Origin of the sequence: Spirillospora sp. CA-128828 (assembly GCF_050945415.1) — a bacterium.
In the GTDB taxonomy this organism is placed as follows: Bacteria; Actinomycetota; Actinomycetes; order Streptosporangiales; family Streptosporangiaceae; genus Spirillospora.
Genome location: NZ_CP191986.1, coordinates 3,220,801 through 3,244,644, shown reverse-complemented (window position 1 = coordinate 3,244,644; position 23,844 = coordinate 3,220,801). Strand labels below are relative to the sequence as shown.

The window sequence follows — 23,844 nt, the reverse complement described above, 5'->3', positions numbered from 1 at the left end:
CCGGTGGCGGTGTGGCGTGTGGTGCCACTGAGAACACTAGAGGTCCGGGGCCGCCGATCGGCACAAGGGAAATGCAACCCTCGGTAAACGGTGCGTAGTCATAGTTGTGCGTAGAGTAGTCGCGCGGCGAGCGGCCGGTTCTGCGGGACGAGCGGTCGCGGCGGACGCCCGCACGGGTGCACGGGGGACCGTTCGTGGATGCGGGACCGTCATCGTGCGGGCATGTCCTCGGGCAGGTGCAGTCTCGCCAGGACGCGGTCGGTGTGGCGCGGGACGCGGCGGCGGGTCAGCAGCGACACCGCGACCATGGCGGTGAGGGCGGCCGGAGCGACGATCATGGCGGGCTCGGCGAGGACGGTCGCGCCCCAGCCCGTCCCGGTGCCCTGGAAGAGCCGGAGGACGCCGGCCGTGACGGCGAGGCCGCCGCCGAGCAGGAGGCCGGCGCCGGCGCCGGCGGCGGTCAGGCCGCGCCACCAGATGCCGAGGACGAGCAGCGGGGACAGGGAGCACGCCGACACGCAGAGTGCCATCGTGACCAGGCCCGCCGCGCTCTGCGGCCCGATTCTCGGCAGGAGGACGAGGGGCACGCCCACGGCGAGGCCGGCGCCGGCGCGGAACGCGGTGACGCCGCGGCGGCGGGCGCACTGCGAGATCGTCCCGGCGATGGCCATGACGAGGCCGCAGGAAGTGGAGATGAACGCCGCGAAGGCGCCGGCCGTGATGAGCCCGGTGAGCAGCGCTCCGGCGGTGCCCGGGAGCATCCGCTGCGGCAGCAGCAGGATGGTCGCGTCGGTGTCGCCGGTCATGAGCAGTTCGGGCGCGTACAGGCGTCCGAGGGTCCCGTACAGGGCGGGAAAGACGTAGAACAGGCTGAGCAGCATCGGCACCAGGGCGGCCGTGCGGCGTGCGGCGCTTCCGCATGTGCTGGTGTAGAAGCGCATCAGGATGTGGGGCAGCCCCATCGTGCCCAGCAGGACGCCCAGCAGCGCCGAATAGGTGCGGAAGACGCCGTGCTCCTCGCCGCGGCCGAACGGCGTCGTCCAGGATTCGCCGTCTTGGACCGGCAGGCGTTCGGTGTGGGGCACCGCGGCGCCCTCTGGGAAGACCATCTCGGTTTCCCTGCCGATGGTGTGCCGCCCGGCGGGGAGCGTCATCGCGTCACCGTCGTGGTGGACGCCGTCCACGTGTCCTTGCACGGTGACGGTGGCGGCCGCGGGGACGGTGACGGCGATGTCGGTGCGTACGTGCACGCGCGTGGTGTGCTCGAACCGCGGCGGGCCGTCGCCCAGCGGGTCGGGCCTGCCGTCCATGTGCCACATTCCCAGCAGCGCCACGGCGGGCACGGCCACGGCGGCCACCTTCACCCAGAACTGGACGGCCTGGACGGCGGTGATGCTGCGCATGCCGCCGGAGACGACGAGGAACAGGGTGATCGCGACCACGACGGCCCAGCCCGCCCAGACCGGGGCGCCGGTGAGCACCCGCAGCGTCACCCCGGCGCCCTGGAACTGCGGCAGCAGATAGAACCAGCCGATGAAGCAGACGCAGCCGGTGACGATCCACCGCACGGTCGGGGACCCGAGCCGCCACTCGGTGAAGTCGGGGACGGTGTAGGCGCCGGACCGGCGCAGCGGGGCCGTTACGAACGCCACGAGCAGGACGTATCCGGCGGTCGCCGCGATCGGGAGCCACAGCATGTCCGCGCCGTAGGCGAGCACCAGCCCGGCGGCGCCGAGGAACGCGGCGGCGGAGATGTACTCGCCGCCGATCGCCGAGGCGTTCCACCACGGGGCGACGCCGCGCGAGGCGACCAGGAGGTCGGACGTGGTGCGGGAGGAGCGCCGGCCGTAGAGGCCGAGGACGGCGGTCATCAGCAGGAGTGCGGTGAGCGCCGCCGCCACGGCCGTCGCGGTCACCGGCGGCCCGCCCGCCCCGCGAAGTCGCGCTCGGCCCGCTCGGCCCGCCTCAGCTGGCGCAGCGACGCCGCGATCCAGACCGGCTGGACGCCGAACGCCAGGACGAGCCAGGCCAGCGGGACCCCGTGCGCCCGCGCCCGCGCGATCTCCGGGACGAGGACCAGCAGTGCCGGCAGCCCCGCCATCACGGTCAGCACGAGCGCGCCGGTACCGAGGGCGATGCGCAGCTGGACGCGGATCAGGGCACGCGTCTCGGCGGGGCCGGGCCGCGGAACGGGATCGAACACGGCGGAACGCGACCGGCCGGTATGGAGCGGATCGGAATCGGCCGGGTCGGTTCCGGACGGCTCCGGGCCGGCGGCCCGCGTCCCGGCCGTCGCGCCGCCCTCGGGCGGCGCCTCCGCGTGGACGGCCGACCCGCCCCGGCGTTCACCGGCCATCCCGGGCCTCCCCGACGTCGCCGCACGCCGCGTCCGGATGGTGGAACCTGCGGACCAGGAGGTCGCGCACCTCGCGGGTGTGACGGCGGCTGACCTGCAGCAGCTCGTCCCCGATCTGGACGGCGGCGCGGCCGCCGTCGAAGCGCAGCTCGGTGATGTGCGCGGACGCGACGAGGGTGCTGCGGTGGATCCGGATGAAGCCCGCCCCCTCCCACCGCTTCGTCAGTGCCGACAGCGGCATGCGGACCAGATAGCCGCCGTCGGCGGTGTGCAGCCGGACGTAGTCGCCCTGCGCCTCCACGTGCGTGACCGTCCGGCGGGAGACGAGCCGCGTCCGCCCGCCGAGCTCGACGGGGATCATCTCGTCGTCGGGATCGCGGGAGGCCTCCGCCTCGTGCGGAGGCGGACGGTGCACGGCGGCCGCCACCCGCCGGACCGACTCGGCGAGCCGCTCCGGCCGGACGGGCTTCAGCAGGTAGTCCAGCGCGCCGAGCTCGTAGGCGGTGACGGCGCAGTCGTCGTGGGCGGTCACGAACACCACGTGCGGGGGCGCGGCGAACCCGGTGAGCAGCCGGGTGAAGTCGAGCCCGTCGAGGCCCGGCATCCGGATGTCCAGGAACACGGCGTCGAGGCGCTCGCCCTCGACCAGCATCCGGCTCAGGTCGCGCAGCGCGGACGACGCGTCCCCCGCGCCGGTGACCCGCCCGATCCGCGGATCCTCGCGGAGCAGGTAGATCAGCTCCTCCAGGGCGGGGCGCTCATCGTCGACGGCGAGGACGTGAAGCATGAGGGCGACTTTGCCGCGATTACCGTCTGTCCGCAATCGGTTCCGAAAAGTGAGTACCGTGTCGCCGGGTCGCGGGTCAGTCCGGGAACACGCCCGGCCGGTACTTCGGGACGCGCAGATTGACCTTGGTTCCGGCGCCGAGCGCCGTCTCGACGGTGAGCCCGTAGTCGTCCCCGTAGACCTGGCGCATGCGCTCGTCGACGTTCGCGAGCCCGATGCCGGGGCCGCCGCCGTCCTGCCGGGACCGGGTCGCCACGCTCCCCCAGCCGGTGGGCCCGGGACGTCCGAGCGGGGCGGAAAGGATCTCCTGGAGCCGCTCGGGATCCATGCCGACCCCGTCGTCCTCCACGCTGATGGCGGCCTCCGCACCCGAGTCGCGGGCCACGATCGAGATGTGGAACGGCTCGCGTCCCCCCGCCATGCCGTGCCGGATCGCGTTCTCCACGAGCGGCTGGAGGGCGAGGAACGGGACGGCGACCGGCAGCACCTCGGGCGCGATCTCGACCCTGCACCGCAGCCGCTCGCCGAACCTGGCCCGTTCCAGCAGCAGGTAGCGGTCGATCGAGCGCAGCTCGTCGGCGAGGGTGGTGAAGTCGCGCGGGTTGCGGAACGAGTAGCGGGCGAAGTCGGCGAAGTCCAGCAGCAGCCCCCGGGCCCGCTCGGGGTCGGTGCGGACGAACGAGGCGATCGTGGTCAGCGAGTTGTAGACGAAGTGCGGGGAGATCTGCGCCCGCAGGGCCCGGGTCTCCGCCTCCGCGAGCCGGACCCGGGCGGTGTCGAGCCCGGCGAGCTCCAGCCGGCCGGCGACGAGCCGGGCCGCCTCGCCGGCCGCCCGGATCCTGGCGGCCGACGGGCTCCGCCAGTACACGGCCAGCGCGCCCTCGGTGCGCCCCTCGACGGTGAGCGGGGCGACGACCGCGACCTGGACGGGGCAGCGCGGGCGCCCGCAGGCGAGCAGATCCGGCGCGACGACCCTGGGCCGCCCGGACGCCAGCACGGGCAGCGCGTGCCCGACGGCGTCGTCCGCGTGGGCGCCGCGGCCCCTGCCGTCCCAGGCCATCAGCCGCGGCGCGTCCCGCGCCGCACCTTTGCCGAGATCACCGGAATCGCCGGGGCCGTCCGGATCGTCCGGGGGCCGCGCCGCGACCAGCGCGACCGCCTCGGCGCCGAGCAGCGACCGCAGCGGCCGGGCCGCCTTGCGCGCCGAGCCCTCGGTCAGCCCGGCGCGCAGCGGCGGCGACGCGGACGCGATCAGATGCAGGGCGGTGAACGCCGCCGCCTCGGCGGCGCCGGGCGGTACGCGGCGGTGTGGCAGGGGGATCCGCCGGCGCAACGCCCAGACCCCGGCGGCGGCACCGGCGGCGCATGCCACGGCATCCGCGACGGACGGTAGGACCATGGAAACGTACGGTAACGGCTGTCCTCCGCGCAGGTCCGGTCGTTGCCCATTTACGAAGGTCTCGGATGGGCTACGGCCGGCCGCGGAAGACGGCCCGCCGCACAGGACCAATCACAGCGGGGGCGACTCGCCCTCGTCCTCCTGGTAGGAGTAGCGCTGCTCCCGCCACGGGTCGGCGACGTTGTGGTAGCCGCGCTCCTCCCAGAAGCCGCGGCGGTCCCTCACCAGGTACTCGACGCCCCGGACCCACTTCACGCTCTTCCACGCGTACAGGTGCGGGACGACGATGCGGACGGGGAAGCCGTGGTCGGGGGTGAGGCGCTCGCCGTCACGGTGGGTGGCGAACATCGTCCCGTCGGCGAGGAAGTCGCTCATCCGGATGTTGGAGCTGTACCCGTACTCGGCCCAGACCATCACATGCGTGACGTCCGGCGCGGGCGGAGCCAGCTCCACGATCGCCGTGCCGGGGACGCCCTCCCACTCGTTGTCGGGGATCGTGAACTTGGTGACGCAGTGGAAGTCGGCGACCGACCTGGCCCTCGGCAGCGCGTCGAACTCGTCCCAGGTCCAGCGGTGCCGCTCCCCCGACTCGGTGGCGCCGAAGACCCGGAAGTCCCAGTCCTCGGGACGGAACTTCGGCACCGGGCCGTAGTGGAGGACCGGCCACCCCCTGGGGACGTACTGGCCGGGCGGCAGATCGCTCGGCTGCGGTGCGGACTGTTCGGGGTGGGTCATGACGCGGCCATCCTGCCATCCGGCGTGAGCTGAGCCATATCCGGGGGTGGGTGCGGGCCGCGCCCCCGGACATCGGCTACGCTGGACCCGTGCGCAACCTCGTGTATTTCTTTTGGTTCGACCAGCCCGGGCGGCTGGTCTGCCAGACGTTGCGCTGACAGACCACAAGGCGAAAGCCCCGGGCCGGCCGGCCCGGGGCTTTCGTGGTTCCAGGGACGGGGCCGGGATCCCGGGCCTGAAGGAGAGGCAGTACACCAATGGTCGTCGTCATGGCCCCGGAGGCCAACGAAGCGGATGTCCAGGCCGTCGTCTCACTGGTCGAGACGGCGGGGGGCGACGCGTTCGTCAGCCGCGGCGTGGAGCGGACCATCGTCGGGCTCGTCGGCGACGTCCAGCAGTTCGGCTCGCTGAACCTGCGCGGGATGCGCGGCGTCAGCGACGTCATCCGCATCTCGGCGCCCTACAAGCTGGTGAGCCGCGAGAACCACGCCGAGCGCTCGGTGGTGCGGGTCGGCGGGGTGCCGATCGGGCCCGGGACGATGACGCTGATCGCCGGCCCCTGCGCGGTGGAGACCCCCGAGCAGACCCTCGGCGCCGCGCAGATGGCGCAGGCCGCGGGCGCGACGCTGCTGCGCGGCGGCGCGTTCAAGCCGCGGACGTCCCCGTACGCGTTCCAGGGCCTCGGCGAGGCCGGGCTGCGCATCCTCGCGGACGTCCGGGAGGAGACCGGAATGCCGATCGTCACCGAGGTCGTGGACGCCGGCGACGTCGACCTCGTCGCCTCCTACGCGGACATGCTGCAGATCGGCACCCGCAACGCGCAGAACTTCGCCCTGCTCCAGGCCGCGGGCGAGTCCGGCAAGCCGGTCATGCTGAAGCGCGGCATGAACGGGACGATCGAGGAGTGGCTGATGGCCGCCGAGTACGTCGCGCAGCGCGGCAACCTCGACATCGTGCTGTGCGAGCGCGGGATCCGCACGTTCGAGAAGGCGACCCGCAACACCCTGGACATCTCCGCGGTGCCGGTGGCGCAGCGCCTCTCCCACCTGCCGGTCATCGTGGACCCGTCGCACTCGGGCGGCAGCCGCGACCTCGTCCTGCCGCTGACCCGCGCCGCGATCGCCGTCGGCGCCGACGGCGTGATCATCGACGTGCACCCGCACCCGGAGACCGCGCTGTGCGACGGGCCCCAGGCCCTGGTGGACGGCGACCTGCGCGAGCTGGCCAAGGTCGTCCGCGACCTGCCGCCGCTGGTCGGCCGCTCCCTCACCCAGGCCCAGGACCCCGACGCGGTGCCCGCCTGACCGAGGGCGCCCGTCCGCACGGTCACGCCGACCGGGTATCGTCCTGAGCCATGGCTTACTGGGCACCGGATTGCGGGCCGCCGCGCTCCTGACGGGGCGCGGCGACCGCATTCCTGCTGAGATCTGACACGGCCCGGCGCGAACGCGCGCCCGGCCGCGTTCTCCTGCGCCCCGAATCCGGATCCTCTCCTTCCGATTCGAGCTCAGGAGCTTCTCCCCGTGTCTCAGAAAACGTTCATCCGGCGTGCGCCCGAGAAGGACTCGCGCGCCGGCGCCCGGCGCGGCGGCACCGACATCCTGCTGGCCGCGGCCCTCTGGGGGACGACCGGGACCGTCCGCACCTTCGCGGACGGCGCGTCCCCCTACTCGATCGCGGCCGTCCGCATCGTCATCGGCGGGCTGCTGCTGCTCGCGCTCGCCGCGTTCACCCGCGGCGGCGCCGGGCTGCGCCACCTGCTGAAGGACCGCCGCAACCTGCCGCTCATCGGCCTCGGCGCGGTCGCGATCACCGTGTACCAGACGGCGTTCTTCGTCGCCGCGGGGCGCACCGGGGTGGCCGTCGGCACCGTCGTCACGATCGGCGGCGCACCCGTGTTCACCGGCCTGATCGGGCTGATGACGCGGCGGTCCGTGCTCACCGGGCGGTGGGCGGTCGCGACCGCCGGCGCCGTGGCGGGCTGCGCCCTGCTCGTGGGCGGCGGCGGGGACGCGGGCGCCGAACCGCTCGGCGTCGCGCTGGCCCTGTTGTCAGGGCTGTCGTACGCGGTGTACGCGACGACGGCGTCCGTCCTCATCACCCGCGGCGAGGAGGACCGGGCCGTCGCCGGGGCGCTGTTCGGGGCGGCGGCCGTGCCCCTCGTCGCGGTGCTGCTCACCCAGCCGGCCGGCTGGCTGCTCACCGGCCCGGGCGCCGTGATCGCGCTCTACCTCGGCGTGGTCACCACTGGCGGCGGCTACCTGCTGTTCGCGCGCGGGCTGCGCACGACCCCCGCCACGACGGCGACGACGCTGACGCTGGCCGAACCGGCCGTCGCCGCGGTGCTCGGCACGGTCCTGCTGGACGAGCGGCTGAGCGGGGCGGCGCTGGGCGGTCTCGCGCTGCTCGCGGCGAGCCTGGTGGTCGTCGTCGCGCCCCTCCGGCGGCGGAGCCACGGGGAACGCGCGAATAACGAATTGGTCTGAACCATTGGCCGCGCGGGGCGCGGCGAGGATGATTGCCGGCATGACAACGGGCGATGGTGACGCCGGGGGGCGGCTGTTCCCGGAGGATCTGGACGGCGTCGACCCGGTCGCCGCGGTGATGCTGGCGGACGCGTGCCGCGCGATCGCCGCGTACCCGGAGCTGGTGGCCGTGGGCGCGCTGTTCACGGCCGCCGAGCACGTGCCGGGCGGCTGGCAGATCGTGTGCCCGTGCGACCCGCTGCCGCAGGGCGCGCGCGAACTCCTCGCCGCGCACCTGGAGGACCGGGCCGCGCTGCTGGACGGCGCGGAGGCGCTCGATCTGCTTTCCGCGGCCCGGACACTGCGGTGCGAACCCGCCGACGAGGTGACCGCGGACGGGCGGCGGTTCCGGATCGTGCGGATCGAGCAGCTGGTCCGCACCGGCATGGACGGGCCCGAACCGCCCCGCCCGACGGACCTGGATCCGCTGCCCGCCGCGCGCCGCGTCCCGCCCGGTCGTCCGCACGAGCTGCTGCCGGAGGAGGGCCCGGCGTCCGACCTCGCGACCGCCGAGCTGCTCTGCCAGGTGCTGGACGCGGCGGCCGCGACGGGGAAGGAGCCGACCGGCGCGTTCCTCACCCCGGTCGCGCTGGCGCCCGCGTTCACCGTCGCCGAGCGCGGCGAGCGGCGCTGGCGTCCCGTGGGACGGCTGTACGACGCGCCGCAGCAGGCCCGCGACTCGCTCGTCACCTACTTCAGGCACGTGGTGCCCGCGGTGGAGAGCCCCGCCGCGTCGGACGTCGAGCAGTTCGCCGAGGCGGCGGAGCTGATGGAGGACGAGACGCGCCGCAACGGCATCGCCGTCGCGGGCCGCCGCTTTCGCATCGTCCGCATCGAGCGCATCACCCTGATGGGCCCGGACGGTCCCGAGCCGCCACGCCCCACCGACTTCGACGCCCGCTGAGCGCCGGGCGGAGCGGAGCGTCGGCGGAGTGGAGCCCGGCGCTCAGCGGGCCGCGCCCTTCACGGGGGGTTGTGGGGGGTCGCCCCCCACAGTGAAACTGCGCCGGGGCCCCGTCGGGGGCCGCCGGTGTCCGTCAGGTGGTGGCGTCGGCGTAGGCCGGGCGGTGCTCCTGGACGGATTCGGCGAGCTGGTCGGCGAGTTCGCCGACGTCGAGGCGCTTCTCGATCTGCCGCAGGTCGCCGATCTTGGCCCGGGTCTCGGCGCGGCGCGGCGCGAGCATTGTGCAGCAGTCCTCGTCGGGCAACTCGGAGATCGACAGGGTGCGGATGCGGCGCGCCTGGTCCATGATCTCGATCTTGTCCATGCCGACGAGGGGCCGCAGGATCGGCAGCTCGACGGCGTCGTCCAGCGCGGTGATGTTGGCGAGGGTCTGGCTGGAGACCTGGCCGAGCGCGTCGCCGGTGATGAGCGCGCTCCCCCGCAGCCGGCGGGCGAGGACCTCGCCGGTCCGCAGCATCAGCCGGCGCTGCGCGATCACCGCGAGCCGGTCGGCGCCGGACGACTTGATCTGCTGCTGCGCCTTGCCGAACGGGACGACGAACAGCCGGGACCCGCCCTGGAACTTGTCCAGCTCGCGGACCAGCGCGTACGCCTTGTAGATCGACTCGGGGCCGGTGAACGGCATGCCGGAGAAGTGCAGGTAGTCGACGCGCAGGCCGCGGCGCATCATCCGGTACGCGGCGACGGGCGAGTCGATGCCGCCCGACATCAGCACGAGGCCGCGGCCGCTCATCCCGACGGGGAGGCCGCCCTGGCCGGGCAGGCCACCGGAGTAGACGAACACCTCGTCGCGGTCGACCTCGATCGACAGCGTGTGCTCGGGGTCCTTGAGCTTGACGGGCTGGCCGTAGCGGCCGCCGACGAGGGCGCCGACGTGCCGGTCGAGCTCGGTGGAGGTCATCGGGAACCGCTTGTCCCGGCGCCGGGAGCGGACCGCGAACGTGCCGGTCCGCCCGTCCATCAGTTCGAGGGCGGCCCGTTCGACGCTGGCGAGGTCCTTGCCGACCCGCCAGGCGCGGTGCGCCCACACGATGCCCATGACGTCGGTGATCCGCTGCGCGACGCGCTCCATCGTGGCGAGATCGGCGTCGTGCTTGCGGACGATGAACACGCCGTGCCGCCGGATGACGTCCACCCGGGCGATCGGCCGGACCGCGTTGCGCACGTTGTCGGCGAGGCGGCGTTCGAACTGCTCGCGGTTCTTTCCCTTGAGGACGACCTCGCCGAGCTTGAGCAGCACGCACGGCTCGCCGTCGACCGGCGACTGCTCCCGGACGTCCGCCGGCGCGGTGTCGAGCGTGGTCATGCGTGATCCTCCTGGCGGGAACAGGTCAAGGGGTTGAGACTCCAGTGTGGCCCAGAGACGCCAACGCCGCGACCCCGTAACCGTGTTCCCACCGGGAGAACCGGTCAGCCGAAGAAGACCTCTGACTCGGAGTAGCGCTCCAGCGGGACGGTCTTCAGCTCCTTGGTCGCCTCGTCGAGCCCCACGCGGACGATGTCGGTGCCCTTGAGCCCGACCATCTTGCCGTAGTCGCCGTCCTTGACGGCGTCGATCGCCTGGAGGCCGAAGCGGGTGGCGAGGACGCGGTCGAACGCGGTGGGGGTGCCGCCGCGCTGGATGTGCCCGAGCACGGTGGCGCGGGCCTCCTTGCCGGTGCGCTTCTCGATCTCGTCGGCGAGGGCCTGCCCGATGCCGCCGAGCCGGACGTGCCCGAAGGAGTCCAGCTCGCCGGTCTGCAGCTGCATCTGCCCGTCGATCGGGTGGGCGCCCTCGGACACCACGATGATCGGGGCGTACCGGGTCTTGAAGCGGCTCTCGACGTACTCGCAGACCTTGGCGATGTCGAACGGCCGCTCGGGGATGAGGATGACGTTGGCGCCGGCGGCCATGCCGACGTGCAGCGCGATCCAGCCCGCGTGCCGGCCCATGACCTCGCAGATCAGCGCGCGGTGGTGGCTCTCGGCGGTGGTGTGCAGCCGGTCGACGGCCTCCATGCCGATGTTCACCGCGGTGTCGAACCCGAAGGTGTAGTCGGTCGCGTTCAGGTCGTTGTCGATCGTCTTCGGCACGCCGACGACGTTGACGCCGTTGGCGTACAGCTCGCGCGCGACGCCGAGGGTGTCCTCGCCGCCGATGGCGATCAGCGCGTCCACGCCGAGCCCGGCGAGGTTGTCCTTGATCCGCTCGACGCCGCCCTCGACCTTCACCGGGTTCGTCCGGGACGAGCCGAGGATCGTGCCGCCGCGCGGGAGGATCCCGCGCACGGCCTGGACGTCGAGGGCCACGGTGTCGCCTTCGAGGGGGCCGCGCCAGCCGGCCCGGAAGCCGACGAACTCGTACCCGTAGACCTGCACGCCCTTACGGACGACCGCGCGGATCACCGCGTTCAGTCCGGGGCAGTCACCGCCACCGGTCAGCACTCCGACGCGCATGCCGTCACCTTCTCCCGCCACCAGGCTCCTCCCTCGATCGACATGCTCAGACTAGTCGCCGGCATGCGGCGGCTCGGGGTTTCGCCGGGAGTCCCGGCGCGCCGCCAATGGTCTAGACCATAGCCCGTCCGGGGGACGGGTGGCACACCCCTTCGGCCGGCCGGCCGGATCAGCCGGACGGGCCCGCGCCGAAAGTCCGGACACGCCCCCGGAACTGCACCGCCAGTCCCCCGGGGACCCGCCGCGCCGCAGCCCGCCGGGGGCGGGGCGGAGTTTCGCCGTCATAGGTCCAGCGAACCTCGGCCAGTGAGAGTTCCCGCGCCGCGTCCCCGGCGAGATCGCCACGGTGCTCCCGCGCGAAGTCCCAGCCGTCCCGGAAGGAACCGCGCGTGGGACGTCCCGCCGCCCAGCGCGTGAAGACCGCCTTCCAGGACGTTCCGTACGAGTCTGCCAGCGCGGGCCAGGCGCCGGCCACCTCGCCGGCCCGCTTGAGCAGGATCCCGTGCGCGGCGGCGCGCACCGCCTCGGCGTCGAACCCGCCGGGCATCGGCCCGTCGGCCGTCATGGCCCGCACGAGGGCCTCCTGCGCCGCCGCCAGCTCCGCGTCGAACCCGCTCATGTGACGGGTTCCAGACCGGAGGCCTCGGCGATGGCGTCCAGCTCGGCCTGGAGTTCGCGGGCGGCCGGGTAGCGGCCGTCGCGCTCCAGCAGGAACCCGGGCGGGCGTCGCCGCGCGCACAGCTCCGCTATCAGGTCCAGGACCTCGGACGGGACGGCCGCCGCATGGGTGTCGTGGTACCGCCCGCCCGCCTCGGAACCGCCCGCGACGTGGCAGTAGGCGACGCGTTCGAGGGGCAGGCGGTCGACAAGGTCGATGGGGTCCTCGCCGCGGTTGCGCGCGTTGGCGTACACGTTGGCGACGTCCAGCAGCAGGAGGGCGCCGGTGCGTTCCAGCAGCTCGGTCAGGAAGTCCGCCTCGGTGTACTCGGCGTCCGGCCAGTCGAAGAGCGTGGCGATGGGCTCGACGGCCAAAGGAACCGGCAGCTCCGCCTGCGTCCGGCGGACGTTGGCGGTCAGCGCGTCCAGCGCCGCCCGGGTGCGCGGCACCGGCAGCAGATGCCCCGCCTCGATCCCGCCCGCCCGGACGAAGGCGACATGCTCGCTCACCAGCGGCGCACCGAGCGCCTCGGCACAGGTGGCCAGGTGCGCGACCCGCTCGGCGGCCACAGGCTCGGCGCCGCCGAGCGACAGCTTCACCCCGTGCGGGACGATCTTCACGCCGCGGGCGCGCAGCTCCAGCAGGCCGTCCGCGGGATGCGTGGGATGCACCGATTCGGCGACCACCTCGGTGAAGCGCAGCCCGGGCAGCGCGCCGACGAACCCGGCGATCTCGGGACGCCACCCGATCCCCACCCCCAGATCCGGCACATCAGCCTCCGCCGCCACCACAGCCGCCGCCTCCTCCCCCGCAGCCCCCGCCGCCACCGCAACCGCCGCCACCACCGCCGCAACCGCTCCCGCCACCACCGCACGAACCGCCGCCACCGCAGGACGACGACGAGCACACCGAGGCGGTGGACGAGCAGGAGGAGCCCGAGAATCCCCCGGAGGAGGCCGTGACCCCGCTCATCTCCAGGTACCGGCCGAGCCCGACGGTCTGGGCGAACATCGAGTCGAACGCCATCAGCGCGGCGGTGCCGAACAGCGCCACGCCCAGCAGGATCTCGGCATGGGCGAACCCGGCGTAGGACGTCGCGTGCGCCGGGTCGAGGTGGGGGGTGGACTCCTTGATCCGCTCGACGGCCCGCTCGCCCTCCTTCGTCCGCTCACCGCCCGAGCCGAGCGTGACGCCGGCGACGTAGAGGGCCATCAGGCACGCGATCGGGAGCAGAACGCCGGGGAAACCGTCGAAGACATCACCCACGATGAAGCCGAAGAAGCCGACGGCCAGCCAGACGTTGTAGACGACCCGCCAGGTCTTCAGCCGGCGGCGCCCCTCCGGCGGGACCACCATGCCCTGGGCAGACAGCCCGTCGCGGAGCTGGTCGAGGGCGGCGCGGACGCCCGCCTCCGCGGTGAGCGCGGCGAGCGTCCCGCCCCGGCCGCCCGCGATCGCCCCGAAGACCGCCGCGTCCAGCGGTGTCCCGGCCGCGCGCGGCCCGGCGCCGGACGGCCCGGTGGCGATGAGCCGGCCGTCGGCGTAGGTGTCGACCGCGCGGTCCAGCCGCAGCGCCGTGATCGATGCCGCGATCGCGTGCCGCCCCCCGCCGTGCAGGTAGGCGACCTCGTAGGGATGGAGGTCCCGCGTCTGGGGGCTGCCCCCGCGCACCTTGGCCCGCACGTCGCGCAGGACCTTCAGCAGGGCCAGCCCGACCAGGACGTGGGCCGCGAGGAACCCCAGGCCGGGGCCCACAATCTCGTCCACCATGGCGTGCTCCCGTTCCGTCGCACGTTCTCCGTGATCAGACGCGTGGGGCGACGCCCGGGTTCATCCCGTCCCGCTACTCCTCGTCGTCGAGGCCCTTCTCGATGGCGTAACGGACGAGCTCGACGCGGTTGTGGAGCTGGAGCTTGCCGAGAGTGTTCTGCACGTGGTTCTGCACCGTCCGATGGGACAGGACGAGACGCTCCGCGACCTGTCTGTACGTCAGGCCCTTGGCGACGAGGCGCAGCACCTCGGTCTCGCGGTCGGTCAGGCGCGGCGCGTCGTCGTCCTCGCGGGCGGGGGCGGCCGCGAGGCGCCGGTACTCGCCGAGGACGAGCCCGGCGAGGCCGGGGGTGAAGACGGCGTCGCCCTCGCCGGTCCGCCGGACGGCGTCCAGGAACTCCTCGCGGGCGGCGGACTTGAGCAGGTATCCGGTGGCGCCCGCCTTGACCGCCTCCAGCACGTCCTGCTGCTCGCCGCTCGCCGACAGCACCAGCACGCGGACGGGCGGGTCGGCGGCCGCCAGCCGCCGGGTCACCTCGACACCGCCGATATCGGGAAGCTGGAGGTCGACCACGGCCACCTGCGGCCGCGCGGCGGCGGCGATGCGCACCGCGGCGCGCCCCTCCCCGGCCGTCGCGACCACGTCGTGGCCGGCCTCGGCGAGGTCGCGGGCCACGGCCTCGCGCCACATCGGATGGTCGTCCACGACCATGACTCGCAGCGGTTCGGTCACGGTCACACCCTAGTCCGCGGCACGGTCATCTCGATCTCGGTCCCGTCGCCCGCCGCGGACCAGATCGCGACCGTGCCGCCGAGGTCGGCGATACGGCCACGGATCGACTGGGCGACGCCGAGCCGCCCGTCCGCCGCCGCCTCGTCCAGCCGGCCGGCGGGCATGCCCGGGCCGTCGTCGCGGACGCTGACGGTGACCTCGCCCGCCCCCTCCTCCAGCAGGACCCAGGCGCGGGCGCCGCCGCCGCAGTGCCGCCGGACGTTGTCGAGCGCCGCCGCCACCGCCGCCTCGACCTCGCGCGCGGCGTGCGCGGGCAGCCGCACCTCCGTCGCCGGGGTCGAGACCGTGACGGACGTGGACGCGTGCCCGGTCAGCAGGGGGCGCAGATCCGCCTCCGCTCCGGCGTCGGAGGCCAGGGCGGGCGGGGCCGTGCCGGTGCCGATGAGGGAGCGCAGCGCCGCCTCCTGCTCGCCCGCCAGCCGGCCCAGCTCGGCCGCCTCGCCGCCGAGCTCGCCGCCGCGCCGCTGCACCATGGCGAGGACCTGCAGCACCGAGTCGTGGATGCGGCGGGCCAGCCGCTCGCGTTCCCGGGTGGCCGACTCCAGCTCGACGGCCCGCGCGAGCCGCGCCTCCGCCTCCAGCGCCAGCCGGACGACGTGCCCGACCACGAGCCCGGCGAGGAACAGCAGCACGATGCCGTTGAACGTGGTGCTGCCGATCCCGCCGCTGCTCCTGGCGGCCACGTGCACCATCAGGTTCGCCGCGGCGAGGACGAGCGCCGCGGCGATGCCGAGCCGCCGGCCGCCCGCGACCGCCCACGACAGCACCGCGGCCGCCACCCACGACACCGGCAGCGTCGGCCGTCCGGCGCCGATGTTCGGGGCCGTCTCCACCCACGCCGTCGCGAGCACGCAGGCCGCCGCGACGGAGAGATCGGCGACCAGCAGCGGCCATCCGCGCCGGCGCGGGTCGCTGAACGCGATCACGGTATAGCCCGTCCACCCCGTCATGACGGCGAGGACGGCCCAGCCGCCGACCGGGTGGGCGTACCCGTCGAAGTTCATGGCGATCACGACGGCGGCGTAGACCAGCGCCAGGCCGCGGTAGACCGCCACGGCCCGCCACAGCGCGGCCTCCAGCCCCAAGCTCCGTGCCCCCCGTTCGCCGCCGCTCATCCGTGCCCCCTGTGGGGGCGCCCCCACGCCCCCCGGTTCGCCGCCGCTCATCCTTGGTCGCTCAGGCCTCCGTCGTCCTCGGCCGGTTGTACCTCCTTGCCGGCCATCTCGGCCTTGACCTCGGCGGCGTACCGGTCCACGTACTCCTGCCCGGAGAGCTCCTGGATCGCCTTCATGATCTCGTCGGTGATCTCCCGCAGCACCTGGTGGTCGTCCTCGCGCCCGTAGTGGCGGGAGAAGTCCATCGGCTTCCCGAACCGGACGCCCGGCCGGACGCCGAGCCGCGGGTACGGCTTACCGGGCGGCATCAGCTCGAACGTGTTGATCATCGCCATCGGGATCACCGGGACACGGGACTTCAGCGCCAGCCGCGCCACCCCCGTCTTGCCGCGGTACAGCCTGTCGTCGGGCGCCCGGGTGCCCTCAGGGTAGATGCCGAGCAGCTTGCCCTCGCCGAGGATCCGCAGCCCGGTCCGCAGCGCCGCCTCGGCCGCGTCCCCGCCGGTCCGGTCGACCGGCACCACGCCCACACCGGTGAAGAACCCCTTGCTGATCAGCCCCTTGAACCCCTTGCCGGTGAAGTACTCGCCCTTGCCGATGAAGAAGATCGGGCGCATCAGCGGCAGCGGCCCGAAGAAGTGGTCGGCGAACGAGAGGTGGTTGCTCACCATCAGCGCCGGCCCCCGCTTCGGGACGTTCCGCCGCCCCCGGTTCCGCGGCCACCACCCGAGGTACAGGATCGGGGAGAGAACGATCCTGAGCAGGATCCAGAACCAGAGCATGCGGGCACCTTCCTCGGACCGGACGCCCTGGGGGCGGGCGCGCTCCGATCCTGGCCGACGGGAGATGATGGGACATCCTCCCACTCTCCGTCCCACCGATCTACCGGCCGGTACCCGCGACCGGAACCCGGCGGCGGAGCGCCGGAGGGCCGGGAATGAACGTAGGCTCTGAGCGGTAAATCTCAATCGGGTGCACCCGGGGACTTGTTCCGGGCGGCGCAGCGAATACCGTGGGACACACGTTTCGGGGTGTCCGGGAGTGTCTCCGCTCGGGGGGCGCGACCGGACACCACATGTCAATGGGGGGAGCGGAGGCCGTCATGCCGGTGCTGTCGGTCACGCCGGAGTCGTCGAAGGAGCCGGCCCCGTGAATCGCCGTGGCAATGGACTGTCAGCGGAGACCTACGCCCCACTGGTCGATCTCGCGCCGCATCTCGCGGACGCGATGCTGGCGGCCCTCGGCGAGGCGGGCGTCGCGGCCTATGCCGCGTCGCCGTCCGACCTGCCGGAGATCGGCGAGCCGCCCGTGGAGCCGGTCGCCGGCGACGTCCTCGACCGGCTGTACGTGGACGTCGACATGAAGCCGGCGGCCGAGGGCATCCTGCGCGCCCATCTCGCCCGGCTGCGCGACGCGTCCGCCCGCGGCTCCGACCCCGAGACGGAGCGCCCCGACACCGTGGAGCGCGCCGAGACCGGCCTCGCCGACCCCGGCGGTGACGCCGAGGACACCGGCGGCGCCGCCGAACGCGACGAGGACGCCATCTGGGCCGAGATCGTCGCCGGGTTCGACAAGGCCCCCGAGGGCGACGAGGTGCCCTGGCCCGACGAGGAGAACATCCGCGAGCCCGACGGGCCCCGCGACGAGGGCGAGGACCGCACCGGCCGGCTCCCCCGGGCACGCGTGATCAAGCCGTCCGAGGCGCCCGATTTCCCGCCGGACGACGACGAGGAGGGCCACTACGTCCCGCCCCCTCCCCCGCCGCTGCCGAGCGCCGACCCGCTCACCAAGAGCGCCTGGATCGCGCTGATCGGCGGGCCCGTCTACCTGCTGGTCACCGTCATCCTCGACTGGGAGGTCCCCGGCTGGGCCGCCTTCCTCGCCGTCGCCGCCTTCATCGGAGGTTTCGTCACCCTCGTCCTCCGCATGGGCGACGAGCCCCGCGACCCCGACGACGGAGCCGTCGTCTAGGGCACCGTCAGATCGGCCGCCAGGGGGCGGTGGTCGGTGGCCCGGACATGGTCGCCGGCGTCGTCGTCCGGAACGCCGCAGGCGGTGATCCGGACCTCCGGGTCGGTGAAGACCGCGTCGATGCGGCGGCGGGGGTCGCGGGCGGAGAAGGTGAACTCCCCGCCCGCCGGTGCGACCGCGTGGGCGTCCTGGAAGTGCTCGGTGAGCAGTGACCAGGACCGGCCGCCCGGTTCCTCGTTGACGTCGCCCGCCAGGATCACCGGGGCGCCGTACCGGTCACGGGCCCTGTCCAGATGGGCGAGGATCTCGCCGACGTGCCGCAGGCGCGGGCCGTCCGCCAGGTCCAGATGGGTGCTCGCGGCGATGAGGCGGGATCCGTGGACGTCCAGGACGGCGATCGCCAGCGCGCGGCGGTGCAGGCCGCGGTCCGGGGTGAGCAGGTGGAACTCGCGGGCCACCCGGCCGGCGTCCGGCGCGGCCAGGACGGCGAGCCCGCAGGCCCGCCGTCCCGCCGCGATCCGCAGGCCGCAGGCCCGCGCGAGGCGGCGGCGCCGCAGCCGCCAGGCCCGGAAGCGCGGGACCTCCTGCAGGCACACCACGTCCGGGGCACCGGCACGGACGACGCGGGCCACGGCGGCCGCGTCGTCGCGCAGCGACCGGATGTTGTAGCTCAGCAGGCGGACGGCGGCCACGCCTAGACGATCACGCCCTGGAAGGAGCGGAGCCGGGCGAGGTCCGCGGCGCCGACGATGCCCGCCGCGGAGCCGAGCTCGGCGATCCGGATGTCGGGCAGCGGGCGGTGGCCGCGGCCGGTCAGCGCGTCCTCGAACGCGGCCCGGATCGGGTCGATCAGCAGGTCGCCGGCGTCGGAGAGGCCGCCGCCGATGATGAACGCGCCCGGGTCGAGGATCGCGCTGAGGTCGGCCAGCCCCTGGCCCGCCCAGTGCGCGATCGTCCGGAAGCACTCCAGGGCCGCCTTGTCGCCCTCCCGGGCCGCCTGCGACACCTCGGGGCCGCTGATTCCCTCCGGGCGGCCGTCGCCGAGCTCCAGGAGGCGTCCCGCCATCGCGGGCGCCACCCGGGCGAGGTCGCGGGCCTCGTGCACGAGGGCGTTGCCGCTGGCGTACTGCTCCCAGCAGCCGCGGTTGCCGCAGCCGCAGCGGCGCCCGTTCGGGACGACCCGGAAGTGGCCCATCTCGGCGCCGATGCCGAACCGGCCCCGGTACAGCTCGCCGTTGATGATGATGCCGGCCCCGATGCCGGTGCCGAGGGTCACCAGGACGATGAAGTTCTCCCCGCGCCCGGCGCCGAACCGGGCCTCGCCCCACGCGGTGGCGTTGCCGTCGTTCTCCACGACGACCGGCAGCCCGACGAGGCTCTCGACCTTCTCCTTGATCGGTTCGTCGCGCCAGGCCAGGTTCGGCGCGAACAGCACGGTGGAGCGGTCCTCGTCGACGAAGCCCGCGGTGCCGAGCCCGACCGCCGAGACCTCCTCGTACTTGCCCTTCAGCAGGTCGACGACCTCGGCGATGGTCTCGGCGGTCTCCTTCGGGTTCGTCGACGGAGTCGGCCTGCGGACCTTCTCCAGGATCGTCCCCCGTTCGTCGACGACCCCCGCGGCCACCTTCGTGCCGCCCACATCCACGCCGATGGTCAGGGCCATGTAACGCTTCCTCCTCCTCGCATCGCCCCGGCCGAAGCCGATGACCGAACTATCCGATGTCGATGGGGCCGCCGCCGGTGGCGGCCGACCACGGCTCGCCGGGCTCGGCGGGTCCCGACCGATCGGACGTACCCGCCCGGGCGCGCTCCGACGCCTCCCGCGGCCGGTTCTCCCGCGCGGGGGGCGGCCGAGTCCGGTCGAACGCGCCCAGCACGTCCAGCGCGGCGGCGAACAGCGACTCCCCGGCCTCGCGCAGGTGCCGGCCCACGTCCCCGCCGGACTCCCGCTTGATCGCGATGGCCCTGCAGACCGGGCAGTCCCGGCACTCGGGGGCACCGGTGGCGATGTGCGGCCCCCGGTCCTCGCCGGCGCCGGGCTCCGTGCCGGGCTCGCCGGCCGTCGCACGGTCCCACACGTCGCCGTCACGCTCGTCCCGGTCCGCGCGCTCGTCCCGGCCGCCGCCCCCGCCCACCCGCCTGATCAGCGCGTCGAGGAGCTTGGCCGCCTCATCCAGGACGTCGCCGGGTTGCTCGCTCATGACTCCATCTTCCATCCGTCGTCGGCGTGCACGGTATCTCCTCCGTGCCGGTGCTCTGCTCGCGAACGCCGTGCTCAGCGCTCCACGTGGCGCTTGAGGCCCTTGAGCGCGGAGTCGATGATCCGCTTCTCGCCCTTGCGCTTCACCATGCCGATCATGGGGATGCGGACGTCTACGGCGAGCTCGTAGGTGACCTCGGTGACACCGCCCTCCTCCACCAGGCCGTAGGTGCCGTGCAGGCCGGTGACGACCGTGCCGGCCTCCACCAGCTCCCACGTGACCCGGTCGTCGCCCTCCCAGGTGTAGGCGAGGCCGACGGTGTCGCTGAACGGGCCGCCGTCGAACGTCAGCCGGGCGCGGCCCGCCCTGCCGTCCGCACCCGTCTCCTGCACGGTGAACTCGCGGATGCCGCTCGCCCACCGCGGGTAGGCCTCCAGATCGGCGATCACCGCCATGATCTCGGCCTTCCCCGCCTTGACCGTGATGGTGGAACTCGTGCGGTCCGCCATCTGCGTCTCCCTCCGGCTCGCCGCGGGCCCCTGCAGGCCCGCTGTCCTAGAGAAAAGTACCTTCACACGGTCAGGACGTACGGCACCCCGCGGGCGCGGAAGTGCCCGACGTTCACGCATTCGGTGCGGCCGATGCGGATCCGGTTCGCGAGCGGCTGGTGCACGTGCCCGAACAGCACGTACCTCGGCTGCGTCCGGTGGATCGCGTCCAGGATCGCCTCGCTGCCCCGCTCGAACCTTCGTGCCACCGTGTCGTACAGCAGCTCGGGCACGGCGGGCGGGATGTGGCAGCACAGCACGTCCACCTCGCCGACGGCAGCCACCTTGGCGGCGTAGGTGTCGTCGTCCAGCTCATTGGGGGTGCGGTACTCGGTGCGAAGGCCGCCGCCGACGAACCCGAACCGGAGCCCGCCGATCTCGGTGGTCTCGCCGTCCAGGACGCGGTGGCCGTCGCGCAGGTGCGCGCCCCACATGCGCGGGACGTCGACGTTGCCGTAGGTCAGGTACGCCGGGGACGGCATGGCGGCGAACAGCTCCGCGTACTGCCGGTCGACGGCGCGCTCGATGTGCGGCCAGGCGTCCCCTTCGAGCGAGGCCCACAGGCCCCGGGAGAACTCGCGGGCCTCGTCGAAGCGCTTCTCCGTCCGCAGCGCGATGAAGCGGTCGGCGTTGTCCTGGCCGAAGAGGTCGGCGAAGATCCCCTGCCCGTGGTCCTGGTAGTCGACGAAAAGGATCAGGTCGCCCAGGCAGATGAGCGCGTCCGCGCCGTCCGCCGCGCCCGCCAGCGCGTCCGCGCGGCCATGGACGTCGCTCACCACGTGGATCCGCATGAACAGACTGTAATAGTGCGTACCGCCCCCGAAAACGGCCGGGGCGAACCGGGGCCGCCCCGCGGAACCCGCGCGGGCGGATCACCCGGCGGCGGCCGCCACCAGGGTGCGCCACTCCCGCACCAGCGCGGCGTCGACGGGGGCGTCCCAGTCGCCGTCCGGCCGGACGGCCGTGCCCACATGGAACGCGGTGACGCCCGCGGCGGCGAGGGCCGCGACGTGCCTGCGGCGCAGCCCGCCCCCAGCCATGATCATCTTGGCCGCGTCAGGGTCGTCGGCCGCGCGCCGGACGAGCACGTCCACCCCGGAGTCAACGCCACGCGCCGAGCCGGCCGTGAGGACGGTGTCCAGGCCGCCGCCGAGATCGCGGACGATCGGCCACGCCTGGACGGGGTCGGCGGCGTGGTCCAGCGCCCGGTGGAACGTCCAGGGCAGCGGGGCGGCGTCGGCGGCGAGCTTGCCGGTGGCGCCCGCGTCGATGTGGCCGGCCGAGTCGAGGAAGCCGAACACGAACCCGTCCGCGCCCGCTTCGGCGAGGCCGGCGGCGGCGCGGCGCAGCCGGTCCAGTTCGGCTCCGGTGGTGCGGAACCCCGCGTTGGCGCGCAGCATCACCCGCATCGGCAGGGAGGTGGCCTCCCGGATGGCGGCGACGAGGTCGGGATCGGGGGTGAGCCCGTCCGCGGCCATGTCGGCGACGACCTCGATCCGGTCGGCACCGCCGTCCTGCGCGGCCCGCGCGTCCGCCGCGGTCAGCGCGATCACTTCGAGCAGCGACATGGCGTTCCCCCGAACCGCGTCCATTGTGCGACCGGGCCCAAGCGTAGGCGACCGGACGGCTCCCGCCAGGACCGGCGTCCGGTCTTTGCCGTGCCGTTAACCAGCGGATCGGGCGGCGAAATTCCTACTCGTGGGTATCATGCGGCTTCGGAGAAGTCTTCCTTCCCCGCCGACCTCGAAGATCGACTACAGGAGTGGGCCGTGCGCGAGTTCAGCGTCCCCGCGATGGTGGAGGTCCCCGACTCCGCCACTCTGACCGACGCGCCCTTCACCCGGGCCGAAGAAGAGCCCGGCACCATCGTGGCGCGCCGCAAGAGCGGCTCCGCCGACACACCGGCCTGGAGCGCCGTCACCGCGGCGGAGTTCGCGGCCGAGGCGGCGGGCGTCGCCAAGGGCCTCGTCGCCGCCGGGATCGGACCCGGCGACCGCGTCGGCCTGCTGTCGCGGACCCGCTACGAGTGGACGGTCCTCGACTACGCGATCTGGGCGGCGGGCGCGATCTCCGTCCCCATCTACGAGACGTCCTCCGCCGAGCAGATCGAGTGGATCGCCGGCGACTCCGGCGTGAAGGCCGTGTTCGCCGAGACCGCCGAGCACGTCGCGACGGTCGAGGGGCTCCGGGACCGGCTTCCGGAACTCGCGAACGTCTGGGGCATCGACGCGGGCGGCGTCGACGAGGTCACCCGGCTCGGCTCGGACGTCGGCGACGACGTCGTCGAGGAGCGCCGCCGGTCCCGGACCTCGGCCGACACCGCCACCCTCATCTACACCTCCGGCACCACCGGGCGGCCCAAGGGCTGCGAGATCACGCACGGGAACCTGGTGTCGACCGCCCGCAACGCCGTGCAGGGCGCGATCGCCGAGATCGCCGTCGAGGGCAGCTCCACCCTGCTGTTCCTGCCGCTGGCGCACGTGTTCGCCCGGCTGATCGAGGTCGCCACCATCGAGGGCGGCATCGTCCTCGGGCACAGCGACGTCCCGAACCTGCTGCCCGACCTCGCCTCGTTCCAGCCGACGTTCCTGCTGGCCGTGCCGCGCGTGTTCGAGAAGGTCTACAACGGGGCCGAGCAGAAGGCCGCGGCGGACGGCAAGGGCAAGATCTTCAAGGCTGCGGCCGAGACCGCGATCGGCTACAGCCGGGCACTGGACGACGGCGGTCCCGGCCTCGGCCTCAAGGTCAGGCACAAGGTCTTCGACGTGCTCGTGTACAAGAAGCTGCGCGCCGCCGTCGGAGGCAGGGTCCAGTACGCGGTGTCCGGCGGCGCCGCGCTGGGCGAGCGCCTCGGGCACTTCTTCCGCGGTGTGGGCATCACGATCCTGGAGGGTTACGGCCTCACCGAGACGACCGCGCCGGCCAGCGTCAACCGCCCCTCCGCCATCAGGATCGGCACGGTGGGGCAGCCCATCCCCGGCGTGGACGTCCGCATCGCGGAGGACGGCGAGGTCCTCGTCCGCGGCATCAACATCCTGCACGGCTACTGGAACAACGAGGCCGCCACCAAGGAGGCCATCGAAGACGGGTGGTTCCACACCGGCGACCTCGGCTCCCTCGACGCCGACGGCTTCCTGAAGATCACCGGCCGGAAGAAGGAGATCCTGGTCACCGCGGCGGGCAAGAACGTCGCGCCCGCCCCGCTGGAGGACCGGCTCCGCGCGCACCCGCTGGTCAGCCAGTGCCTCGTCCTCGGCGACGGCCGCAAGTTCATCAGCGCACTCGTCACGCTGGACGAGGAGGCGCTCGGGCCGTGGAAGGCCCGGCACGGCAAGGCCGAGGCGATGCCGCTGGACGAGCTGCGCCGCGACCCCGACCTCGTCGCCGAGATCGAGGCCGCGGTCGCCGACGCCAACAAGTCGGTGAGCCACGCGGAGGCGATCAAGAAGTACGTGATCCTCGGCGTCGACTTCACCGAGGAGGCCGGCCACATGACGCCCAGCCTGAAGGTGAAGCGCAACGTCGTGATGAAGGACTTCGCGGACGAGATCGACTCCCTCTACGCGGCCTGAACCGCCGCGGGCCG

24 protein-coding genes are annotated in these 23,844 nt (G+C 73.6%); 5 read left to right on the top strand and 19 right to left on the bottom strand.

What is annotated here, in order from left to right; translation table 11 throughout:
• Nucleotides 1-209: 209 nt before the first annotated feature.
• The 5 genes from ACQPXG_RS16065 to ACQPXG_RS16045 all read right to left on the bottom strand — a co-directional run bounded on the left by ACQPXG_RS16065 (nt 210) and on the right by ACQPXG_RS16045 (nt 5,277).
• Nucleotides 210-1,916 (bottom strand): sodium:solute symporter family transporter, encoded by a 1,707-nt coding sequence (locus ACQPXG_RS16065; RefSeq protein WP_433468485.1) that lies wholly within the window; start codon nt 1,914-1,916, stop codon nt 210-212.
• Nucleotides 1,913-2,356, bottom strand: a complete 444-nt coding sequence (locus tag ACQPXG_RS16060) for a hypothetical protein (protein ID WP_433468484.1) — start codon at nt 2,354-2,356, stop codon at nt 1,913-1,915. Before ACQPXG_RS16060 ends, ACQPXG_RS16065 begins: the two co-directional genes overlap by 4 nt.
• Nucleotides 2,346-3,143, bottom strand: coding sequence for a LytR/AlgR family response regulator transcription factor (locus ACQPXG_RS16055; RefSeq protein ID WP_433468483.1), 798 nt, complete (start codon nt 3,141-3,143; stop codon nt 2,346-2,348). The genes ACQPXG_RS16060 and ACQPXG_RS16055 overlap by 11 nt, the downstream gene beginning before the upstream one ends.
• 76 nt (nt 3,144-3,219) lie before the next feature.
• The gene (locus ACQPXG_RS16050) at nt 3,220-4,542 is read right to left on the bottom strand and encodes a sensor histidine kinase (protein WP_433468482.1); all 1,323 of its coding nucleotides are present in this window, start codon (nt 4,540-4,542) and stop codon (nt 3,220-3,222) included.
• A gap of 111 nt (nt 4,543-4,653) precedes the next feature.
• On the bottom strand, nt 4,654-5,277 hold the full coding sequence (locus ACQPXG_RS16045; protein ID WP_433468481.1) for a sulfite oxidase-like oxidoreductase: 624 nt from the start codon (nt 5,275-5,277) through the stop codon (nt 4,654-4,656).
• A 257-nt stretch (nt 5,278-5,534) separates the two neighbouring features.
• On the opposite strand from ACQPXG_RS16045, the gene aroF reads away from it, so the two are divergent.
• From aroF to ACQPXG_RS16030, 3 genes are all read left to right on the top strand, one after another.
• Nucleotides 5,535-6,581 (top strand): 3-deoxy-7-phosphoheptulonate synthase, encoded by a 1,047-nt coding sequence (gene aroF, locus ACQPXG_RS16040; protein WP_433468480.1) that lies wholly within the window; start codon nt 5,535-5,537, stop codon nt 6,579-6,581.
• A gap of 219 nt (nt 6,582-6,800) precedes the next feature.
• A complete protein-coding gene (locus ACQPXG_RS16035) occupies nt 6,801-7,763 on the top strand; it encodes a DMT family transporter (protein ID WP_433468479.1) in 963 nt (320 codons plus the stop codon).
• 40 nt (nt 7,764-7,803) lie between these two features.
• Nucleotides 7,804-8,706: a DUF5954 family protein gene (locus tag ACQPXG_RS16030; RefSeq protein WP_433468478.1), complete on the top strand. Its 903-nt coding sequence runs from the start codon at nt 7,804-7,806 to the stop codon at nt 8,704-8,706.
• A 133-nt stretch (nt 8,707-8,839) separates the two neighbouring features.
• On the opposite strand, the gene thiI is transcribed toward ACQPXG_RS16030, so the two are convergent.
• The 8 genes from thiI to ACQPXG_RS15990 form a co-directional block, all read right to left on the bottom strand.
• The gene (thiI, locus tag ACQPXG_RS16025) at nt 8,840-10,072 is read right to left on the bottom strand and encodes a tRNA uracil 4-sulfurtransferase ThiI (protein ID WP_433468477.1); all 1,233 of its coding nucleotides are present in this window, start codon (nt 10,070-10,072) and stop codon (nt 8,840-8,842) included.
• Nucleotides 10,073-10,176: 104 nt separating this feature from the next.
• Nucleotides 10,177-11,202 (bottom strand): 6-phosphofructokinase, encoded by a 1,026-nt coding sequence (locus ACQPXG_RS16020; protein WP_433468476.1) that lies wholly within the window; start codon nt 11,200-11,202, stop codon nt 10,177-10,179.
• A 169-nt stretch (nt 11,203-11,371) separates the two neighbouring features.
• Nucleotides 11,372-11,821, bottom strand: coding sequence for a hypothetical protein (locus tag ACQPXG_RS16015; RefSeq protein WP_433468475.1), 450 nt, complete (start codon nt 11,819-11,821; stop codon nt 11,372-11,374).
• A complete protein-coding gene (locus tag ACQPXG_RS16010) occupies nt 11,818-12,630 on the bottom strand; it encodes a DUF692 domain-containing protein (protein WP_433468474.1) in 813 nt (270 codons plus the stop codon). Before ACQPXG_RS16010 ends, ACQPXG_RS16015 begins: the two co-directional genes overlap by 4 nt.
• 1 nt (nt 12,631) lies before the next feature.
• Complete coding sequence (locus ACQPXG_RS16005) at nt 12,632-13,630, bottom strand: TIGR04222 domain-containing membrane protein (protein ID WP_433468473.1); 999 nt, start codon at nt 13,628-13,630, stop codon at nt 12,632-12,634.
• Between the two features lie 73 nt (nt 13,631-13,703).
• On the bottom strand, nt 13,704-14,342 hold the full coding sequence (locus ACQPXG_RS16000) for a response regulator (protein WP_433469976.1): 639 nt from the start codon (nt 14,340-14,342) through the stop codon (nt 13,704-13,706).
• Nucleotides 14,343-14,365: 23 nt separating this feature from the next.
• Nucleotides 14,366-15,538 (bottom strand): MacS family sensor histidine kinase, encoded by a 1,173-nt coding sequence (gene macS, locus ACQPXG_RS15995; protein WP_433468472.1) that lies wholly within the window; start codon nt 15,536-15,538, stop codon nt 14,366-14,368.
• A 47-nt stretch (nt 15,539-15,585) separates the two neighbouring features.
• Nucleotides 15,586-16,320, bottom strand: coding sequence for a lysophospholipid acyltransferase family protein (locus ACQPXG_RS15990; RefSeq protein WP_433468471.1), 735 nt, complete (start codon nt 16,318-16,320; stop codon nt 15,586-15,588).
• Nucleotides 16,321-16,687: 367 nt separating this feature from the next.
• On the opposite strand from ACQPXG_RS15990, the gene ACQPXG_RS15985 reads away from it, so the two are divergent.
• A complete protein-coding gene (locus tag ACQPXG_RS15985) occupies nt 16,688-17,509 on the top strand; it encodes a hypothetical protein (RefSeq protein WP_433468470.1) in 822 nt (273 codons plus the stop codon).
• Here the strand turns inward: ACQPXG_RS15985 and ACQPXG_RS15980 are convergent.
• From ACQPXG_RS15980 to ACQPXG_RS15955, 6 genes are all read right to left on the bottom strand, one after another.
• Nucleotides 17,506-18,201 carry an endonuclease/exonuclease/phosphatase family protein gene (locus tag ACQPXG_RS15980; protein ID WP_433468469.1) on the bottom strand — a complete coding sequence of 232 codons (696 nt, stop codon included), beginning with the start codon at nt 18,199-18,201 and terminating at the stop codon, nt 17,506-17,508. The genes ACQPXG_RS15985 and ACQPXG_RS15980 overlap by 4 nt on opposite strands.
• Before the next feature lie 2 nt (nt 18,202-18,203).
• Nucleotides 18,204-19,172, bottom strand: coding sequence for an ROK family glucokinase (locus tag ACQPXG_RS15975; protein WP_433468468.1), 969 nt, complete (start codon nt 19,170-19,172; stop codon nt 18,204-18,206).
• A 49-nt stretch (nt 19,173-19,221) separates the two neighbouring features.
• Nucleotides 19,222-19,710, bottom strand: coding sequence for a hypothetical protein (locus ACQPXG_RS15970; RefSeq protein ID WP_433468467.1), 489 nt, complete (start codon nt 19,708-19,710; stop codon nt 19,222-19,224).
• Between the two features lie 74 nt (nt 19,711-19,784).
• The gene (locus ACQPXG_RS15965; RefSeq protein ID WP_433468466.1) at nt 19,785-20,219 is read right to left on the bottom strand and encodes an SRPBCC family protein; all 435 of its coding nucleotides are present in this window, start codon (nt 20,217-20,219) and stop codon (nt 19,785-19,787) included.
• Between the two features lie 62 nt (nt 20,220-20,281).
• Nucleotides 20,282-21,049 (bottom strand): metallophosphoesterase family protein, encoded by a 768-nt coding sequence (locus tag ACQPXG_RS15960; protein ID WP_433468465.1) that lies wholly within the window; start codon nt 21,047-21,049, stop codon nt 20,282-20,284.
• A gap of 81 nt (nt 21,050-21,130) precedes the next feature.
• Nucleotides 21,131-21,826, bottom strand: coding sequence for a copper homeostasis protein CutC (locus tag ACQPXG_RS15955; RefSeq protein ID WP_433468464.1), 696 nt, complete (start codon nt 21,824-21,826; stop codon nt 21,131-21,133).
• A gap of 201 nt (nt 21,827-22,027) precedes the next feature.
• Here ACQPXG_RS15955 and ACQPXG_RS15950 point away from each other — a divergent pair, with 201 nt between their 5' ends.
• Nucleotides 22,028-23,830 carry an AMP-dependent synthetase/ligase gene (locus ACQPXG_RS15950; protein WP_433468463.1) on the top strand — a complete coding sequence of 601 codons (1,803 nt, stop codon included), beginning with the start codon at nt 22,028-22,030 and terminating at the stop codon, nt 23,828-23,830.
• Nucleotides 23,831-23,844 lie beyond the last annotated feature (14 nt).

Bases quoted from the DNA above. Each gene is read 5' to 3' on its own strand.
- ACQPXG_RS16060 (WP_433468484.1), bottom strand. From the start codon at position 2,356: ATGGCCGGTGAACGCCGGGGCGGGTCGGCCGTCCACGCGGAGGCGCCG.
- ACQPXG_RS16055 (WP_433468483.1), bottom strand. From the start codon at position 3,143: ATGCTTCACGTCCTCGCCGTCGACGATGAGCGCCCCGCCCTGGAGGAG.
- ACQPXG_RS16050 (WP_433468482.1), bottom strand. From the start codon at position 4,542: ATGGTCCTACCGTCCGTCGCGGATGCCGTGGCATGCGCCGCCGGTGCC.
- ACQPXG_RS16045 (WP_433468481.1), bottom strand. From the start codon at position 5,277: ATGACCCACCCCGAACAGTCCGCACCGCAGCCGAGCGATCTGCCGCCC.
- aroF (WP_433468480.1), top strand. From the start codon at position 5,535: ATGGTCGTCGTCATGGCCCCGGAGGCCAACGAAGCGGATGTCCAGGCC.
- ACQPXG_RS16030 (WP_433468478.1), top strand. From the start codon at position 7,804: ATGACAACGGGCGATGGTGACGCCGGGGGGCGGCTGTTCCCGGAGGAT.
- thiI (WP_433468477.1), bottom strand. From the start codon at position 10,072: ATGACCACGCTCGACACCGCGCCGGCGGACGTCCGGGAGCAGTCGCCG.
- ACQPXG_RS16020 (WP_433468476.1), bottom strand. From the start codon at position 11,202: ATGCGCGTCGGAGTGCTGACCGGTGGCGGTGACTGCCCCGGACTGAAC.
- ACQPXG_RS16015 (WP_433468475.1), bottom strand. From the start codon at position 11,821: ATGAGCGGGTTCGACGCGGAGCTGGCGGCGGCGCAGGAGGCCCTCGTG.
- ACQPXG_RS16005 (WP_433468473.1), bottom strand. From the start codon at position 13,630: ATGGTGGACGAGATTGTGGGCCCCGGCCTGGGGTTCCTCGCGGCCCAC.
- ACQPXG_RS16000 (WP_433469976.1), bottom strand. From the start codon at position 14,342: ATGGTCGTGGACGACCATCCGATGTGGCGCGAGGCCGTGGCCCGCGAC.
- macS (WP_433468472.1), bottom strand. From the start codon at position 15,538: ATGAGCGGCGGCGAACGGGGGGCACGGAGCTTGGGGCTGGAGGCCGCG.
- ACQPXG_RS15990 (WP_433468471.1), bottom strand. From the start codon at position 16,320: ATGCTCTGGTTCTGGATCCTGCTCAGGATCGTTCTCTCCCCGATCCTG.
- ACQPXG_RS15975 (WP_433468468.1), bottom strand. From the start codon at position 19,172: ATGGCCCTGACCATCGGCGTGGATGTGGGCGGCACGAAGGTGGCCGCG.
- ACQPXG_RS15970 (WP_433468467.1), bottom strand. From the start codon at position 19,710: ATGAGCGAGCAACCCGGCGACGTCCTGGATGAGGCGGCCAAGCTCCTC.
- ACQPXG_RS15965 (WP_433468466.1), bottom strand. From the start codon at position 20,219: ATGGCGGACCGCACGAGTTCCACCATCACGGTCAAGGCGGGGAAGGCC.
- ACQPXG_RS15960 (WP_433468465.1), bottom strand. From the start codon at position 21,049: ATGCGGATCCACGTGGTGAGCGACGTCCATGGCCGCGCGGACGCGCTG.
- ACQPXG_RS15955 (WP_433468464.1), bottom strand. From the start codon at position 21,826: ATGTCGCTGCTCGAAGTGATCGCGCTGACCGCGGCGGACGCGCGGGCC.